Below are 17,754 nucleotides of genomic sequence, written 5' to 3'. Positions count from 1 at the left end.
AACAAGTCAGTACGGATGAACCCCGATGAATGCAGAAGACTCCTTGAAGCTCGCCCGCAGATTCATTGAACTGCCGCTGGAAAAGCGCCGGCTGTTCTTGAAGGCTCTGGACAAGGAAGGCGTCGACTTCTCTCTGCTGCCGATTCCTGCGGGGGTTACGGTGCCTGATCGCCAGGCCCTGTCCTACGCGCAGCAGCGCATGTGGTTTCTCTGGCAACTGGACCCGCAGAGCGCGGCCTACAACCTGCCCAACGCGGTCCGTCTGAGTGGGCCGTTGGACAAGGTGTTGCTGGCGCAGGCGTTCAACTGGCTGCTGGAGCGGCATGAGAGCCTGCGCACGGTCTTTGCCCTGGAGGACGATGAACCTCGGCAGGTGATCCGGGACGCGCGGGTCGACATCGATTATCGGGATCTCTGCGACCTCGATCCGGAGCAGCGTGAAGCCCGGGTGCAACAGCAGGCCGACGCCGAGGCGCGCCGGCCCTTCGATCTGCAGCAGGGGCCGCTGCTGCGGGTCTGCGTGCTGGACCTGGGCGAGCAGGAGCATGTGATGCTGCTGACCCTGCACCATATCGTCGCGGACGGTTGGTCGATGGGAGTCTTGATCGAGGAGTTCCTGCACGCTTACGACAGCCTGCTTCAGGGTGAGGCGCCGAATGTCCCGGCGTTGCCGATCCAGTACCGCGACTACGCCCTGTGGCAGCGCAGCTGGCTGGAGGCGGGTGAGCAGGAGCGGCAACTGGACTACTGGCGGGCCAAGCTGGGGGACGAGCATCCGCCGCTGAAACTGCCCACCGATCATCCGCGGCCGGCCCATTCCAGCCGCCAGGGACGGCGCCTGGATTTCGCACTGGAGCAGCCCCTGGCCCAGCAACTGGGCGGCCTGGCGCGCCAGCAAGGGGTGACCCTGTTTGCCGTGCTGTTGGCCGGCTTCAAGCTGCTGCTATCGCGCTACAGCGGCCAGCAGGACATCCGGGTCGGCGTGCCCATCGCCAACCGCACGCGCCAGGAAGCCGAGGGGCTGATCGGCTTCTTCGTCAACACTCAGGTGCTGCGCACCGAGCTGAGCCCGCAATTGACGGTGCAGCAACTGCTGGCCGATATCCGCGAGACCACCCTGGGCGCCCAGGCCCATCAGGACCTGCCCTTCGAGCGCCTGGTGGAAGCCCTGCACCTGGAGCGCAGCCTGAACCACAGCCCGCTGTTCCAGGTGCTGTACAACCACCAGCCCCAGGTCACCGAACTGACCACCCTGCGCAGCCGCTCCGGCCTGGAAGTGCAGGCCTTGCCGCGCAACGAGCGCACGGTGCAGTTCGATTTGACCCTGGACACCTTCGAGCGTGGCGGCCAGTTGCAGGCCGCGTTCACCTACGACTGCCAGCTGTTCGAAGCGCAGACCATCGAGCGCATGGCCGGCCACTGGCAGAACCTGCTGTGGGCAATGGTGCGCGAGCCGCAGTCGGCGCTTGCCGAACTGCCGCTGCTCAGTGCCCAGCAACACCAGGGCATCCTGGCCCAGGGGGTTGGCGCCTCGGAGGTGTTCAGTGCCGAATCGGTCCTTGAGCTCTTTGCCCGCCAGGTCGCCGCGCAGCCTGAGGCGCCGGCCCTGGTATTCGCCGGGCAAGGCCTGAGCTACCGCGAGCTGGACCAGCGTGCCAGCCGTCTGGCCGCGGCGCTGGTGGCGCGTGGCGTGGGCCCGGAGGTGCCGGTGGGTATCGCCGTGGAGCGTTCCCTGGAGATGGTGGTGGGCCTGTTGGCAGTGCTCAAGGCCGGCGGCGCCTACGTGCCGCTGGATCCGCAATACCCCGAACAGCGCTTGAGCTACATGCTTGAAGACAGTGGCGTGCGCCTGTTGCTGAGCGAGGCGGCGGTGCAGCCGCGGCTGCCGCTGGCGGCCCGGGTCGAGGTGTTGTTGCTGGATCAGGCAGAGGCCTGGGAGCCGACCAGTGACCCGCTGGCACCCTTGCCCGGGATTGCTGCCGGGAACTTGGCCTATTCGATCTACACCTCCGGTTCCACCGGTGCCGCCAAAGGCGTGGGCATCACCCACGGGGCCCTGGCCAACTATGTGCAGGCGATCATCCAGCGCCTGCCGCTGGGGGGCGCACGCAGCATGGCCGTGGTCTCGACCATTGCCGCGGATCTTGGCCACACCACGCTGTTCGGCGCCTTGTGCTCCGGCAGCTGCCTGCACGTGATCGACCTGGATACCGGGCTGGACGCCGACGCTTTCGGCGCCTACCTGCACAGCCACCAGATTGATGTATTGAAGATAGTCCCCTCGCATTTGCAGGCGCTGATGAGCGGCGAAGAGCCAGCCCGTTGCCTGCCGCGCCAGTGCCTGGTGCTGGGCGGCGAGGCCTGCCCGGCGGCGCTGGTCCGCAGGATCGCGACCCTGGCGCCGGAGTGCGCGGTATTCAACCACTACGGCCCCACGGAAACCACGGTCGGCGCCTTGACCATGGCCGCGGCTGCACTGGCGGACGAGCTGGCGGTGGTGCCCCTGGGCCAGCCCCTGGCCAACGTCCGTGCGCGGGTGCTGGATGCATCCTTGCAACCGGTGGCGCCCGGCACCCCGGCCGAGCTGTACCTGGGGGGCGCCGGCCTGGCTCGGGGTTACCACCAGCGCGCGGCCTTGACCGCGGAGCGCTTCGTGCCGGACCCCTTCAGCGGCGATGGGCAGCGTCTGTACCGCACCGGTGACCTGGCGCGCTATCTGGACGGCGGGGCTATCGACTACCTGGGTCGCATCGACCATCAGGTGAAGATCCGCGGCTACCGTATCGAGCTGGGGGAAATCACCGCGGCCCTCAAGCAGTTGCCTCAGGTCGAGGACGCCGTGGCGCAAGTGGTCAGTGTGGCAGGCGAGTCGCAAGTGGCGGCTTATGTGGTACTGGCCAAGGCTCAGGAGCCGGAGGCGGCGTGGCAGGAGATTCGCCGGCAACTGGCGGTGGCGTTGCCCGACTACATGCTGCCGATGCATTTCCTGGCGTTGGACGGCATGCCTTTGACCCCCAACGGCAAGCTCGATCTGCGGGCCTTGCCGCCGTTGCAGCCGCAGGCGCTGGTGGAGGCCTTTGTGGCGCCGGTCAGCGAGCTGCAGCAGGGCATCGCAGCCATCTGGCAGGCGGTGCTCAAGGTCGAGCGGGTGGGCCTGGGCGACAACTTCTTCGCCCTGGGCGGCCATTCACTGCTGGCGACCCAGATCATCTCCCGGGTGCGTCGCCTGCTGGGGGCGGACGTGCCGCTGCGGGTGCTGTTCGAAACCGCGCGCCTGGACGAGTTCGTCGAACAGGTACAGGCCTGCGCCGGCGCCGCAGCGCTGCCACAGATCGAGGCGCTGGAGCGTGACGGGCCCTTGCCGGCTTCCCATGCCCAGCAGCGGCAATGGCTGTTCTGGCAGATGCACCCGCAGAGCACCGCCTACCACACGCCGATCGTGGTCCGGTTGCAGGGGCGGCTGGACCAGGCTGCCTTGCAGCAGACCTTTGACGCCCTGGCCCAGCGCCATGAGGCGTTCCGCACCACCTTCACCCAGCATCAGGAGCGCCTGTGCCAGGTGGTGCATGCACAGGGCGCGATCAGCGTGGCCTGGGAGCGCTTGACGCCGGGCTTGCCCCGCGAAGCCGTCCAGGCCCGCGCCCTGGAGGAGACCCAGCAACTGTTCGACCTGGAGCGCGGCCCGCTGTGCCGGGCCCGGGTGCTGCAGGTCGCCGAGCAGGATTGCTTGCTGGTGGTGACCTTGCACCACATCATTTCCGATGGCGCCTCCATGAGTGTGCTGGCCCGGGAATTCGTCGCGCTGTACCGCGGCTTGATCCAGGGGCAGGCACCGCAGTTCGAGCCGTTGAGTGTGCAGTACGCCGACTACGCCAACTGGCATCGCAGCTGGTTGGAGCAGGGCGAGCAACAGCGCCAGCTGGATTACTGGCGCCAGCAACTGGGGCTGGAGCATCCGGTGCTGGAGTTGCCTCTGGATCACCCGCGCCAGGCGCTGGTGAGCCATCGCCAGGAACGCCTCGGCCTACGCCTGCCGGCGGACCTGGAGCAAGGGCTGCGGCGCGTGGCACGGGAACATGACATGACCCTGTTCCAGCTGTTCCTGGGGTCGTTCGCGTTGCTCCTGCACCGTTATTCCGATCAGCCGGATATCCGCATCGGGGTGCCGGTGAGCAATCGTCGCCACCAGGAAATGGAAGGGGTGATGGGCTTCTTCGTCAACACCCTGGTGATGCGCGTCGAGCTGGCGCCGAGCCTGCCGGTGGGGCAGTTGCTGCGTCAGGTCAAGGCCACGGCCCTGGCCGCCCAGGCGCATCAGGACCTGCCGTTCGATCGTCTGGTGGATGCTCTCAAGCCCCAGCGTGCGCTGGACCAGAACCCGTTGTTCCAGGTGATGTACAACCACCTGAGCATTGCCGGGGAAAGCACCGACGGCGCCAGCCTGCCGGGCCTGCAAGCCGAAGAAATGGTCCTGCAGGGCGGTACTGCGCAATTTGACCTGACCCTGGAAACCCTGGAGACCGACGCCGGGATCAACGCTTCGTTCATCTATGCCGGCGAACTGTTCGAGGTCTCCACCGTCCAGAGCCTTGCCGAGCACTGGCGCAACCTGCTGCAAGGCATGCTTGAACCGCAGCAGGCCCTGGGCGAGCTGGCGATGCTGGGCCAGGACGAGCAGCGGCGCATTCGCCAGGATTGGGACCACACCGATGTGGTCTACCCGACCCACCGTTTTGTCCACCAGCTGTTTGCCGATCAGGCGGCCAAGGCCCCGGAGGCGCCGGCAGTGTTCTTCGCCGAGCAGCGCCTGAGCTACCGCGAGCTGGATACGCAAGCCAACCAACTGGCGCACAAGCTGATCGAGCTGGGGGTCGGCCCGGAAGTGCGGGTGGCCATCGCCATGCCGCGCTGCGCGGAAATCATGGTGGCCTTCCTGGCCGTGCTCAAGGCCGGTGGGGTCTATGTGCCGCTGGATATCGAATATCCCCAGGACCGCTTGCGCTACATGATGCAGGACAGTGGTGCATGGTTGTTGCTGACTCAGAGTCATCTGCTGGATCGCTTGCCGATCCCCGATGGCCTGCCGACCTTGTCGGTGGAACGGGCCGCAGATTTTGCCGGCTACCCGGCCAGCGCCCCCCAAGTGGACTTGGCCGAGGAAAACCTCGCCTACGTGATCTACACCTCCGGTTCCACCGGCTTGCCCAAGGGCGTGGCGGTGTCCCATGGCCCGCTGGCCATGCACAGCCTGGCCACCGGCGAGCGTTATGAAATGAGCCCGGCGGATTGCGAGCTGCACTTCATGTCCTTCGCCTTCGACGGTTCTCATGAAGGCTGGATGCACCCGCTGATCTACGGCGCCAGCGTGCTGATCCGCGACGATAGTGTGTGGTCGCCGGAGTTCACCTACGAACAGATGCACCGTTATGGCGTCACCGTCGGGGTATTCCCACCGGTGTACCTGCAACAACTGGCGGTACACGCCGAGCGCGACGGCAATCCGCCGGCGGTGCGGGTCTACTGCTTCGGTGGCGATGCCGTGCCTCAGGCCAGTTACGACTTGGCGTGGCGGGTGCTACGGCCGAAGTACATCTTCAACGGTTACGGCCCGACTGAAACCGTGGTCACGCCGTTGATCTGGAAGGCCAAGGCGGGCGATCTGTGCGATGCGGCCTACGCGCCTATCGGCAATATCGTTGGCAACCGCAGCGCCTACGTGGCCGATGCCAACCTCAACCTGTTGCCGGTTGGCGTGGCGGGCGAGTTGTATCTGGGGGGGCTGGGCGTAGCTCGGGGTTACCTGGATCGACCTGGGATGACGGCCGAGCGTTTTATCCCCGATCCTTACAGCACCACCGGCGCCCGGTTGTACCGCAGCGGCGACCTGACCCGCTACCGCACCGATGGCTTGGTGGAGTACGTAGGCCGTGTTGACCATCAGGTGAAGGTGCGGGGCTTCCGTATCGAGCTGGGCGAAATCGAAGCGCGGCTGCTGGAGCAGGACCCGGTACTGGAAGTGGCGGTGATCGCCCAGCCCGGGCCCAGCGGCCAGCAACTGGTGGGCTACATCGTGCCGGTGGACGACGAGGTGGCGTCGAGCAACGAGCGCCAGGCGCAGTTGCGCGAGAGCATCAAGGCGCGCCTGCGGGAAAACCTGCCGGACTACATGGTGCCGACCTACCTGCTGTTCCTCGAAGCGCTGCCGCTGACGCCGAACGGCAAGCTGGACCGCAAGTCGCTGCCGAAAGTCGATGCGCAGCTGATGCAGCAGACTTATGTGGCGCCGCAGAACGAACTGGAGCAACAGATCGCGGCGATCTGGGCCGATGTGCTGAAGCTTGAGCAGGTGGGCGTCACCGACAACTTCTTCGAGCTGGGCGGCGACTCGATCATCTCGATCCAGGTGGTCAGCCGGGCGCGGCAGGCCGGTATCCGCTTCACCCCCAAGGACCTGTTCCAGCACCAGACGGTGCAGGGGCTGGCCACGGTGGCGGAGCAGGGCGAGGGCGGCTTGCAGATCGACCAGGGCCCAGTGCGTGGGCAGATGCCGCTGCTGCCGATCCAGCAGTGGTTCTTCGACACCCCGGTGCCGGAACGGCATCACTGGAACCAGTCGGTGCTGCTCAAGCCGCTGAAGCCTCTGAGTGCCGAGGCACTGCAGCAGGGCTTGCAAGCCTTGCTCGAACACCACGACGGCCTGCGCCTGAAGTTTGCCGAAGAAGACGCAGCCTGGGTCGCGACTTATGCCCCGCAGGGGCAGGTGACTGCGGCACCGTTGGCGGCGACGCAGGCCGATGCACTGCTGTGGCTGGCGGACGACGCTACTGAAGATTCGTTGCAAGCCCTGTGCGATACCGCGCAACGCAGCCTCGATCTGCAACAGGGGCCTTTGCTGCGTGCCGTGCTCTTCACGTTGCGTGATGGCACCCAGCGCCTGCTGCTGGCCATCCATCACCTGGTGGTGGACGGGGTGTCCTGGCGGGTGCTGCTGGAGGACCTGCATCAGGCCCTGGTACAGCAGGCCGCCGGGCAAGCCATCAAGCTGCCGGCCAAGACCAGCTCTTCCCAGGCCTGGGCCGGGCAGCTGCAAGCCTATGCCAGCAGCACAGCGCTGCAGCAGGAGCTGGGTTACTGGCAGGCGCAGCTGCAGGGTGTCGATTCGGGCCTGCCCTGCGACCGGGTAACGGATCAGGTGGTGATCAAGGATGCCCTGAGTGTCAGCACCGAGCTGGACCCTAGCTATACCCAGCGCCTGTTGCAGGATGCGCCGGCAGCCTATCGCACCCAGATCAACGATCTGCTGCTCACCGCCCTGGCCCGGGTCATCACCCGCTGGACCGGCGACAGCAGCGCCCTGGTGCAACTGGAGGGCCACGGCCGCGAAGAGCTGTTCGACAGCATCGACCTGAGCCGCACCGTGGGCTGGTTCACCAGCGTGTTCCCGGTGAAGCTGACGCCGCAGCCGGCCCTGGCCGACTCGATCAAGCTCATCAAGGAGCAGCTGCGTGCCGTGCCCAACAAGGGTATCGGCTTCGGGGCCCTGCGCTACCTGGGGGATGCCGATGCGCAGGAGGCTCTGGCGGCCTTGGCCGTACCGCGCATTACCTTCAACTACCTGGGCCAGTTCGATGGCAGCTTCGATGAGCCGGATGCCTGGTTTGCCCCCAGCGCCGAAGCCAAGGGTGCCGATCAAGGCGCCCAGGCTCCGCTGGGCAACTGGTTGAGCATCAATGGCCAGGTCTATGGCGGCCAATTGAAGCTGGGCTGGACCTTCAGCCAGGCGATGTTCGATACCGCCACCATCCAGCACCTGGCGGATGACTACGCCCGGGAACTCAAGGCGCTGATCGAGCATTGCAGCCAGCCCGAGCACCGTGGCGCGACGCCGTCGGACTTCCCGCTGGCCGGCCTGAACCAACAGCAACTGGATCAGTTGCCACTGGCCCTGGCCGAGGTCGAGGACCTCTATCCGCTGTCGCCGATGCAACAGGGCATGCTGTTCCACACCCTCTACGAGCAAGGCGCGGGCGACTACATCAACCAACTGCGGGTGGATGTGGACGGGCTTGATCCCGAGCGCTTCCGCCAGGCCTGGCAGGCGGCCATCGACAGCCATGACATCCTGCGCAGCGGTTTCCTCTGGCAGGGTGAGCTGCCGGCGCCGATTCAGGTGGTGCACAAGCGTATCCGCCTGGACTTTGTCGAGCATGACTGGCGGGCGAACGAGGCCGTGCCGAGCGCCCTGGATGGTTTGGCCGAGGAGGAGCGCCTGCGTGGTTTCGACCTACTGGCCGCGCCACTGCTACGCCTGACCCTGGTGCGCACCGGCGAGCAGCGTTACCACCTGATCTACACCAACCATCACATCCTGATGGACGGCTGGAGCAACTCGCGGCTGCTGGGTGAAGTGCTGCAGCGCTATGCGGGGCAGTTCGCCAGCCAGGCACCCGGGCGCTACCGCGACTACATCGCCTGGCTGCAACGCCAGGACGCCCAGCTCAGCGAGACCTTCTGGAAACAGCAGCTGGCGACTTTGGATGAGCCAACCCGTCTGGCCCAGGCCATCAGCCGCGGCAGCCAGGCTCCGGCCGGCAAGGGCTACGCCGCCCATCAACAGCACCTGGACCTGCAACAGACGCAACGCTTGAGCGAGTTCGCCCGGCAGCAGAAGGTCACGGTCAACACCCTGGTGCAGGCTGCCTGGCTGCTGTTGCTGCAGCGTTATACCGGGCAGGACAGCGTGGTGTTCGGCGCCACGGTCTCCGGCCGTCCGGCGGAGCTCAAGGGCGTGGAGCAACAGATCGGCCTGTTCATCAACACGCTGCCGGTCGTGGCTGCGCCGCGTCCGGACATGCCGGTCAGTGACTGGCTGCAGCTGGTGCAGGAACGCAACCTGGCCCTGCGCGATTTCGAACACACGCCGCTGTACGACGTGCAGCGCTGGGCCGGCCTGGGGGGCGAGGCACTGTTCGACAACATCCTGGTGTTCGAGAACTATCCGGTGTCCGAGGCCCTGGCCCAAGGCGCCCCGGCGCAGTTGAGCTTCGGCATGGCGGCCAACCATGAGCAGACCAACTACCCGCTGACCCTGTCGGTGTACCTGGGGCAGACCTTGGCGTTCGACTACAGCTATGCCCTGGAGCATTTCGCCGAGGCGAACATCCGGCAACTGGCGGGCTACCTGGAGCAGGTGCTCATGGCGCTGGTGGAGCAGGCGCAGTCGAGCATCGGCGAGTTGGCGTTGACTGGCGCTACCGAGCGCCGCTTGATCGAGGAGCAACGCAGCCGTACTTCGGTGCGAGACCTGTCGCCGCTCTGCGTCCAGCAGTTGATCGAGGCCCAGGCCGCGCGCACTCCGGATGCCGTGGCGCTGCTGTGCGCCGGTGAGCAACTGAGCTATGGCCAGTTCAACCAGCGGGCCAACCAATTGGCCCACAAGTTGATCGAGCAGGGCGTGGGCCCGGATGTGCGGGTGGGCATTGCCGTGGAGCGCGGGCTAGACATGATTGTCGGCCTGCTGGCGGTGCTCAAGGCCGGTGGCGCCTACGTGCCGCTGGACCCCGAGTACCCCCAGGACCGCCTGCACTACATGATGCAGGACAGCGGCATCCAGCTGCTGCTGACCCAGTCGCCGCTGCTGGAGCGCCTGCGCGACGGAGTGGCTGTGCCCCACCTGTGCCTGGATCAGCAGGGCCTGGACGGCTACTCCCTGAACAATCCAGCGCCGCGGGCCCAGGCCGACAACCTGGCCTATGTGATGTACACCTCCGGTTCCACCGGCCGGCCCAAGGGTGTGGATATCAGTCACCGCGCCTTGACCCAGCATGCGCAGATTTCCCGGGATTATTTCAACATGACGGCTGCAGACCGTGGCCTGCAGTTCTCCACCTTCAACTTCGATGCCTTTGTCGAACAGCTGTACCCGGCGTTGATCTGTGGCGCCTCGGTGGTGATTCGCGGCAAGGCGCTGTGGGACAGCGAAACCTTCTACCGCGAGCTGATCGAGCAGGGCATCAGCATCGTCGACTTGAGCACCGCCTACTGGTTCATGCTGGGCAAGGATTTTGCCAGCCGCGAACCCCGCGACTTCGGCCGCCTGCGCCAACTCAACCTGGGGGGCGAAGCCATGCCGGCAGAAGGCGTGGCGGCGTGGAAGAAGGCCGGCCTGAAACACGCCTGCCTGCTCAACACCTACGGGCCGACCGAAGCCACGGTGAGCGTGACCGCCCATGACTGCAGCCCCTACCTGCAGGACGGTGAAACCCTGCCGAGCCAGATGCCGCTGGGCAAGGGCTTGCCGGGCCGTTCCATCTACTTGCTGGACAACAGCGGCCACCTGACCCTCAGCGGCGCCACCGGCGAGCTGATGATCGGCGGCGAGCTGCTGGCCCGGGGTTACCACGACCGCCCAGGCCTGACTGCCGAGCGTTTCATTCCCGATCCGTTCAGCAGTGATGGCGGTCGCTTGTATCGCTCCGGCGATCTGGCCCGCTATGACGCCGAGGGCGTGATCGAGTACGCCGGGCGCATCGACCACCAGGTGAAGATCCGCGGTTTCCGCATCGAAATGGGCGAGATCGAGGCGCGGCTGCTGGAGCTGCCACTGGTGCGCGAAGCCGTGGTGCTGGCCCAGGAGGCGGCCGGTGGTCCACAGCTGGTGGCCTACGTGGTGGCGGCCGCGGGCGTGGCGGCAGAGAGCCCGGAACAGCAGGCACAGGTGCGCGAGCAACTCAAAGCGGCCCTCAAGGAGGTGTTGCCGGACTACATGCTGCCGGCGCACCTGCTGTTCCTTGAGGCCCTGCCGCTGAGCCCCAACGGCAAGCTGGACCGCAAGGCCCTGCCCAAGGCCGACGCCAGCCTGTTGCAGCAGGCCTACATCGCCCCACAGAGCGAACTGGAACAGCAGGTCGCGGCGATCTGGGCCCAGGTGCTGGAGGTCGAGCAAGTGGGCATGAACGATAACTTCTTTGAACTAGGTGGGCATTCCTTGTTGGTAACCGCGATGGTCTCTCGAGTCCAGCTCAAGCTTGGGCGCCAGGTCAGTGTGCAGATGGCGTTTGAATTTCCCACCCTGGGGCTGTTCGTCAGCCAGTTGCAACAGACGCCCGGGCAGGTGCAAGGCGCCGACCTGAGTGCGCTGGAACTGTTGCTCGACGAAATGGAGGCTGTGTAATGGACAACACCACCGCGCTGAAAATTGTCAAAGGCTTCATCCTGCTGCCCCTGGAGAAGCGCAAGGTCTACCTGCAGAAGATGCTCGAACAGGGCATCTCCCCGGCCAACCTGCCGATTCCCGAGGTGCGCCTGAGCCAGGAGCGCCTGCCGCTGTCCTATGCCCAGCAACGCCAGTGGTTCCTCTGGCAACTGGCGCCCGAGAGCACCGCCTATCACATTCCCAAGGCCCTGCGTCTGCGCGGGAAGCTGAACGTCGAGGCCTTGCAGCGCAGCTTCGACAGCCTGATCGCCCGCCATGAAAGCCTGCGCACGCATTTTGTCGAGGAGGCCGACACGGCGCTGCAGGTGGTCGCCCCCGAGGCGCGCCTGGAACTGCTGCGCCAGGCACTGCCGGCCCAGGCGAGCGAACAGCAGATCCAGGCGGCCGTGCAGGACTTCGTCCAGGCCCAGACCCGGCAACTGTTCGATTTGCTGGCCGGGCCACTGCTCAGGGTTGGCCTGTTGCAGGTGGCCGAGGATGACCATGTGCTGGTCCTGACCCAGCACCACATCGTCTCCGATGGCTGGTCGATGCAGGTCATGGTGGATGAACTGATCGCGCTCTACATCGGTTTCTGCCAAGGGCAGACGGCGTCGTTGCCGGCGCTGCCGATCCAGTATGCCGACTACGCCCTCTGGCAGCGCCACTGGATGGAAGCCGGTGAAAAGGACCGGCAACTGGCCTACTGGACGGCGCAACTGGGCGGCGAGCAACCCTTGCTCGAACTGCCTCTGGATCGCCCGCGCCCTGCGGTGCAGAGCCATAGGGGCGGGCGCCTGGAGCTGACCCTGGAGCAGCCCTTGAGTGCAGCTCTGGGCAGCCTGGCCCAGCGGGAAGGGGTGACCCTGTTCATGCTGTTGCTGGCCTCTTTTCAGACCCTGCTGCACCGCTACAGCGGCCAGGCCGACATCCGCGTCGGTGTGCCCATTGCCAACCGCAACCGGGTCGAGACCGAGCGCCTGATCGGCTTCTTCGTCAACACCCAGGTGCTCAAGGCCGAGATCGACGGGCAGATGTCCTTCAGCCAGTTGCTGCAGCAGGTACGCCAGACCGCCCTGGCGGCGCAGGCGCACCAGGACCTGCCGTTCGAGCAGTTGGTGGAGGCCTTGCAACCGGAGCGCAGCCTGAGCCACAACCCGCTGTTCCAGGTGATGTTCAACCACCAGGTGGAGGCGGCAGGCACAGGCAAACCCCTGAACCTGCCGGGCCTGAGCATCGAGGCCCTGGACTCCCAAGGGCAGTCGGCGCAGTTCGACCTGACCCTGGACACCGTGGAAACCCAGGGCCGGATCGCCGCGTCCCTGGTCTATGCCACCGATGTGTTCGACGCCGCCACCATCGAGCGCCTGGCCGCCCATTGGCGCCAGTTGCTGCAAAGCGTGGCCAGCCAGCCACAGCAGCGCATCGGCCTGTTGCCCTTGCTTGAGGCCGATGAGCAGGCGCAGATCTTTGGTCAGTGGAACCGGCTGCAGCAGGCATTCCCTTCCCGGGCCTGCGTTCATCAGCTCATCGAGGCCCAGGCCGCCAAGACGCCTCAGGCCATTGCCCTGACCTTCGGCGGACAGAACCTGGACTACCAGCAGCTCAACCAGCGGGCCAACCGCCTGGCGCACAAGCTCATCGAACAGGGCGTGGGGCCCAATGTCCTGGTGGGGCTGGCGGTGGAGCGCAGCCTGGAGATGGTCATCGGCCTGCTGGCGATCCTCAAGGCCGGCGGTGCCTATGTGCCGCTGGACCCGGCCTATCCCCAGGACCGCCTGCAGCACATGATGCAGGACAGCGCCATCGCGCTGCTGCTGACCCAGGGTCATCTGCAGCAGGGCTTGCCGGCGTTTGCCGGCAGCACCTGGTTGCTGGAGCAGTCCCTGGACGGCTACCGGGTCGACAACCCGGAGGTCGGGGTGACGCCCGAAGACCTGGCCTACGTGATCTACACCTCCGGCTCCACCGGCAAGTCCAAGGGCACCTTGCAGCCGCACCACAACGTCCTGCGTCTGTTCGCAGCCACCCAGCAGTGGTTCCAGTTCGGCGCCGAGGATGTCTGGAGCTTGTTCCACTCCTATGCGTTCGACTTCTCGGTGTGGGAAATCTTCGGTGCCCTGCTGTATGGCGGGCGGCTGCTGATCGTGCCCCAGGAGGTGGCGCGCTCGGCCCAGGACTTCTACCCGCTGCTGTGCAGCGAGGGCGTGACGGTACTCAACCAGACGCCCTCGGCGTTCCGCCAGTTGATGCACGTGGCCTGCAGCGCCGAGCCTGCGCATCGGCTGCGCTACATCGTGTTCGGTGGCGAGGCCCTGGAGGTCAATACCCTGCAACCCTGGTTCCAGCGTTTCGGCGATCAGCGGCCGCGGCTGGTGAACATGTACGGCATCACCGAAACCACGGTGCACGTGACCTATCGTCCCTTGTCCGTGGCGGATCTGAGCCTGACGGGGGCCAGCCCGATTGGCGAGCTGATTCCCGACATGTCCTGGTATTTGCTGGACGGCAACCTGCAACCGGTGCCCAAGGGCTGCATCGGTGAGCTGTATGTCGGGCGTGCCGGGCTGGCCTGGGGCTACCTGAACCGCGGTGACTTGAGCGCGGCGCGGTTTGTCCCGGACCCGTTTGGCGAGGCCGGTGGGCGTCTGTACCGCACCGGCGATCTGGCGCGTTATCAGGCCGACGGTTCAATTGGCTACATCGGCCGTATCGACCACCAGGTGAAGATCCGCGGTTTCCGCATCGAGCTGGGCGAGATCGAGACTCGGCTGCTGGAGTTGCCTGCGGTGCGCGAGGCGGTGGTGCTGGCCCCGGAGGGCCCCGACGGCCCGCAGCTGGTGGCCTATGTGGTGCCCGACGGCCTGGACTGGAACAGCCAGGACCCGGTTGCCGAGCAACTGCCACTGCGCGACGGCATCAAGGCCGGGCTGCGCGAGCACCTGCCGGGCTACATGGTTCCGGCCCATGTGCTGTTCCTCCAGGCGCTACCCCTGACCGCCAACGGCAAGCTCAATCGCGCGGCCTTGCCGGCCATCGACGGCAGCCTGTTGCAGCAGGCCCATGTGGCCCCGCGCAGCGAGCGCGAACAGCAAGTGGCCGGGATCTGGGCCCAGGTATTGAAACTGGAAAAGGTCGGCTTGACCGATAACTTCTTCGAGCTTGGTGGCCATTCGCTGCTGGCCACCCAGGTGATGTCGCGCATCCGTCAGGAGCTGGGCATCGATGCCCCCCTCAAGCTGTTGTTCGAAGGCGAGTCGCTGGAAGATTTCGTCCGCCTGCTGGGGCCGGAAACCACCCAGTCACTGCAGCCGATTCCCCTGGTAGACCGGCAACAGCCGCTGGCGGTGTCCTATGCCCAGGAACGCCAGTGGTTCCTCTGGCAGCTGGATTCCGACAGCAGCGCCTATCACATCCCCATGGTCCTGCGCCTGCGTGGCGCGCTGGATAGCCAGGCCCTGCAAAGCAGTTTCGATGCCTTGATCGCCCGCCATGAAAGCTTGCGCACGCACTTTGTCGAGAGCGCCCAGGGCCTGACCCAGGTGATCGCGGCCCAGGCCCGCTTGCCCATCAGCCAGCAGGACTTGTCCCTGCTAGTGGAGGCCGGCAACACCGATGACTTGATCAAGCAGGTCATCGACACCCAGGTACGTCAGCCGTTCGACCTGCGCCAGGGACCGTTGCTGCGGGCCACCCTGGTGCGCCTGGCAGCGGACGAGCATGTACTGGTGCTGGTCCAGCACCACATCGTTTCCGATGGCTGGTCGATGCAGTTGATGGTGGAGGAACTGATCCGGCTCTACGGCGCCCATAGCCAGGGGCAGCAGGCCGAGTTGCCGGCGCTGGCGGTGCAGTACGCGGACTACGCGGCCTGGCAACGGCAATGGATGGAGGCCGGTGAGCGCGAGCGGCAGCTGGATTACTGGTTGCAGCAACTGGAAGGCGGCGCCCAGGTCCTGGACCTGCCCCTGGATCATCCGCGGCCGTTGCAGCAAAGCCACAAAGGCGCGCGCCATGGCATCAGCCTGGAGGGCGCCTTGCCGGGAGCCCTGAAACAGCTGGCCCAGCGCGAAGGGGTCACGCTGTTCATGCTGTTGCTGGCCTCGTTCCAGGCACTGCTGCATCGCTACAGTGGCCAGGCGGACATCCGCGTCGGGGTGCCGACTGCCAACCGCAACCGGGTCGAGACCGAGCGTCTGATCGGCTTTTTCGTCAATACTCAGGTGCTCAAGGCCGAGGTCGACGGGCAACTGAGCTTTAGCGACTTTCTGCGTCAGGTCAAAGGCTGCGCCCTGGATGCCCAGGAGCATCAGGACCTGCCCTTCGAACAACTGGTGGAAGCCCTCAAGCCCGAGCGCAGCCTGAGCTACAGCCCGTTGTTCCAGGTGATGTTCAACCACCAGGCCGCCGCCCGCCAAGGCGCCGGTGCCCTGGAGATTCCCGGGCTGCAGGTGCAGATGCTCAGTGGCGAGGAAAGCAGCACCCAGTTCGACCTGACCCTGGACACCTTCGAATCCGAGGAGCGCCTCTGGGCCTCCCTGACTTACGCCACCGACCTGTTCGAGGCGTCCACCATCGAGCGCCTGGCCCAGTCCTGGGTGCAACTGCTGCAGGGCATTGTCCAGCAACCGCACCAGCGCCTGGGGGACCTGCCGCTGCTAGGGGCTGCCGAGCAGAACCGGCTGCTGCACGAGTGGACCCCGGCCACCGGCGAGTGTGTCGGCGAGCACTCTGTACACCAGTGGGTGCAAGCCCAGGTACAGAAAACTCCCGACGCCGAAGCCCTGCTGTTTGCCGGCCAGAGCCTGAGCTACCGGGAACTCAATGCCCGGGCCAACCGTCTGGCGCACAAGCTGATCGAGCTGGGCGTGGGGCCTGAAGTGCGGGTCGGCGTGGCCTTGCAGCGCACCCCGGAAATGGTCGTGGCGCTGCTGGCGGTGCTCAAGGCCGGTGGCGCCTATGTGCCCCTGGACCCGGACTATCCACAGGATCGCCTGGAGCACATGCTGCGCGACAGTCAGGCGCAGATCCTGCTGACCGAAAGCGCCTTGCTGTCGCTGCTGCCGTCCGTGGAATCCCTGCAGACCCTGCAACTGGATGCCCAGCCGGGCTGGCTGGATGGCTACTCGACAGACGACCCGGCGCCACGCGCGACTCCGGACAATCTGGCCTATGTGATCTACACCTCCGGTTCCACCGGCCTGCCCAAGGGCGTGGCGATTGCCCATCGCAACGTGCTGGCGCTGATCGACTGGTCGAATCGGGTGTACAGCACTGAAGACCTGCAAGGGGTGCTGGCCTCGACTTCGATCTGCTTCGACCTGTCGGTGTGGGAGCTGTTTGTCACCCTGTCCAGCGGCGGCTCCATCGTCCTGGCCCGCAACGCCCTTGAGCTGCCGGAGCTGGCAGACCGCGACCGGGTGCGCTTGATCAACACCGTGCCCTCGGCGATTGCGGCGCTGCAGCGCAGCGGGCAGATTCCGCCCAGCGTACGGATCATCAACCTGGCGGGTGAGCCGCTGAAACAGGCCCTGGTGGATAGCCTGTATCAGCAGCCCGGGCTGGTGCATGTCTACGACCTGTATGGCCCTTCGGAAGACACCACCTACTCGACCTACACCCGGCGCGAGGCGGGAGGGCAGGCGAATATCGGCCGGGCCATCAGCAACACCCAGAGCTACATCCTCAGCCCGGACCTGCAACCGGTGCCGGTGGGCAGTGCCGGCGAGCTGTACCTGGCCGGTGCCGGGGTCACCCGTGGCTACCTGGCACGCCCGGCGTTGACCGCCGAGAAGTTCGTGCCCAATCCGTTCTCCAGCGACGGTGGCCGGGTGTATCGCAGCGGCGACCTGACCCGTTACCGCGCCGATGGGGTGATCGAGTACATCGGCCGTATCGACCATCAGGTGAAGGTCCGCGGCTTCCGTATCGAACTGGGGGAAATCGAAGCGCGGCTGGTGCAGCAGGCGGCGGTGCGTGAAGCCTTCGTCCTGGCCCATGACGGCGAGAATGGCCAGCAGCTGGTGGCCTATATCGTGCCGAGCGAGGCCACCCCGACCGTCGAGGCCCAGGCCGCCCTGCGTGACAGTCTCAAGACTGCACTCAAGGAACACCTGCCGGACTACATGGTGCCGGCCTACCTGCTGTTCCTCGAAGCGTTGCCGCTGACCCCCAACGGCAAGCTCGATCGCAAGGCCCTGCCCAAGGTCGACGCCCAGCAGATGCAGCAGGTCTACGTGGCGCCGCAGAGCGAGCTGGAGCAGCAGGTCGCGGCGATCTGGGCCGATGTGCTGAAGCTGGATCGGGTGGGCATGAGCGACAACTTCTTCGAGCTGGGCGGCCACTCCCTGCTGGTGGCTCAGGTGGTGACCCGGGTCAAGCAGCAGTTCGGCGTGGATATTCCCATCAAGTCGTTATTCGGCGCGGAGAGCCTCGCGGCCTTTGTCGAGAAGGTTCAGGCCCTGCGGCAGACAACTTCTTCGCTGCAGGACGAATTGGCTAAATCTTTGGAGGCCCTCAAACGTTTATCTCCCGATGATCTTGAAAAAATAATTTCTTAG

Annotated in this window: 2 protein-coding genes; both read left to right on the top strand. The window is 65.8% G+C overall.

Annotated features, from left to right (window positions below):
* Positions 1-25 precede the first annotated feature (25 nt).
* Positions 26-11,173, top strand: coding sequence for an amino acid adenylation domain-containing protein (locus tag ACZ5BO_RS24365; protein ID WP_464696765.1), 11,148 nt, complete (start codon positions 26-28; stop codon positions 11,171-11,173).
* Complete coding sequence (locus tag ACZ5BO_RS24360) at positions 11,173-17,754, top strand: amino acid adenylation domain-containing protein (RefSeq protein ID WP_464696764.1); 6,582 nt, start codon at positions 11,173-11,175, stop codon at positions 17,752-17,754. The genes ACZ5BO_RS24365 and ACZ5BO_RS24360 overlap by 1 nt, the downstream gene beginning before the upstream one ends.

It is taken from the genome of Pseudomonas sp. FFPRI_1, from assembly GCF_055384485.1.
Note: the sequence above shows the minus strand (reverse complement) of the source record. Positions and strands in the feature narration are given on the sequence as shown.

Excerpts from the sequence above, each read along its gene's own strand:
- ACZ5BO_RS24360 (WP_464696764.1), top strand. The coding sequence starts at position 11,173 with ATGGACAACACCACCGCGCTGAAAATTGTCAAAGGCTTCATCCTGCTG.
- ACZ5BO_RS24365 (WP_464696765.1), top strand. The coding sequence starts at position 26 with ATGAATGCAGAAGACTCCTTGAAGCTCGCCCGCAGATTCATTGAACTG.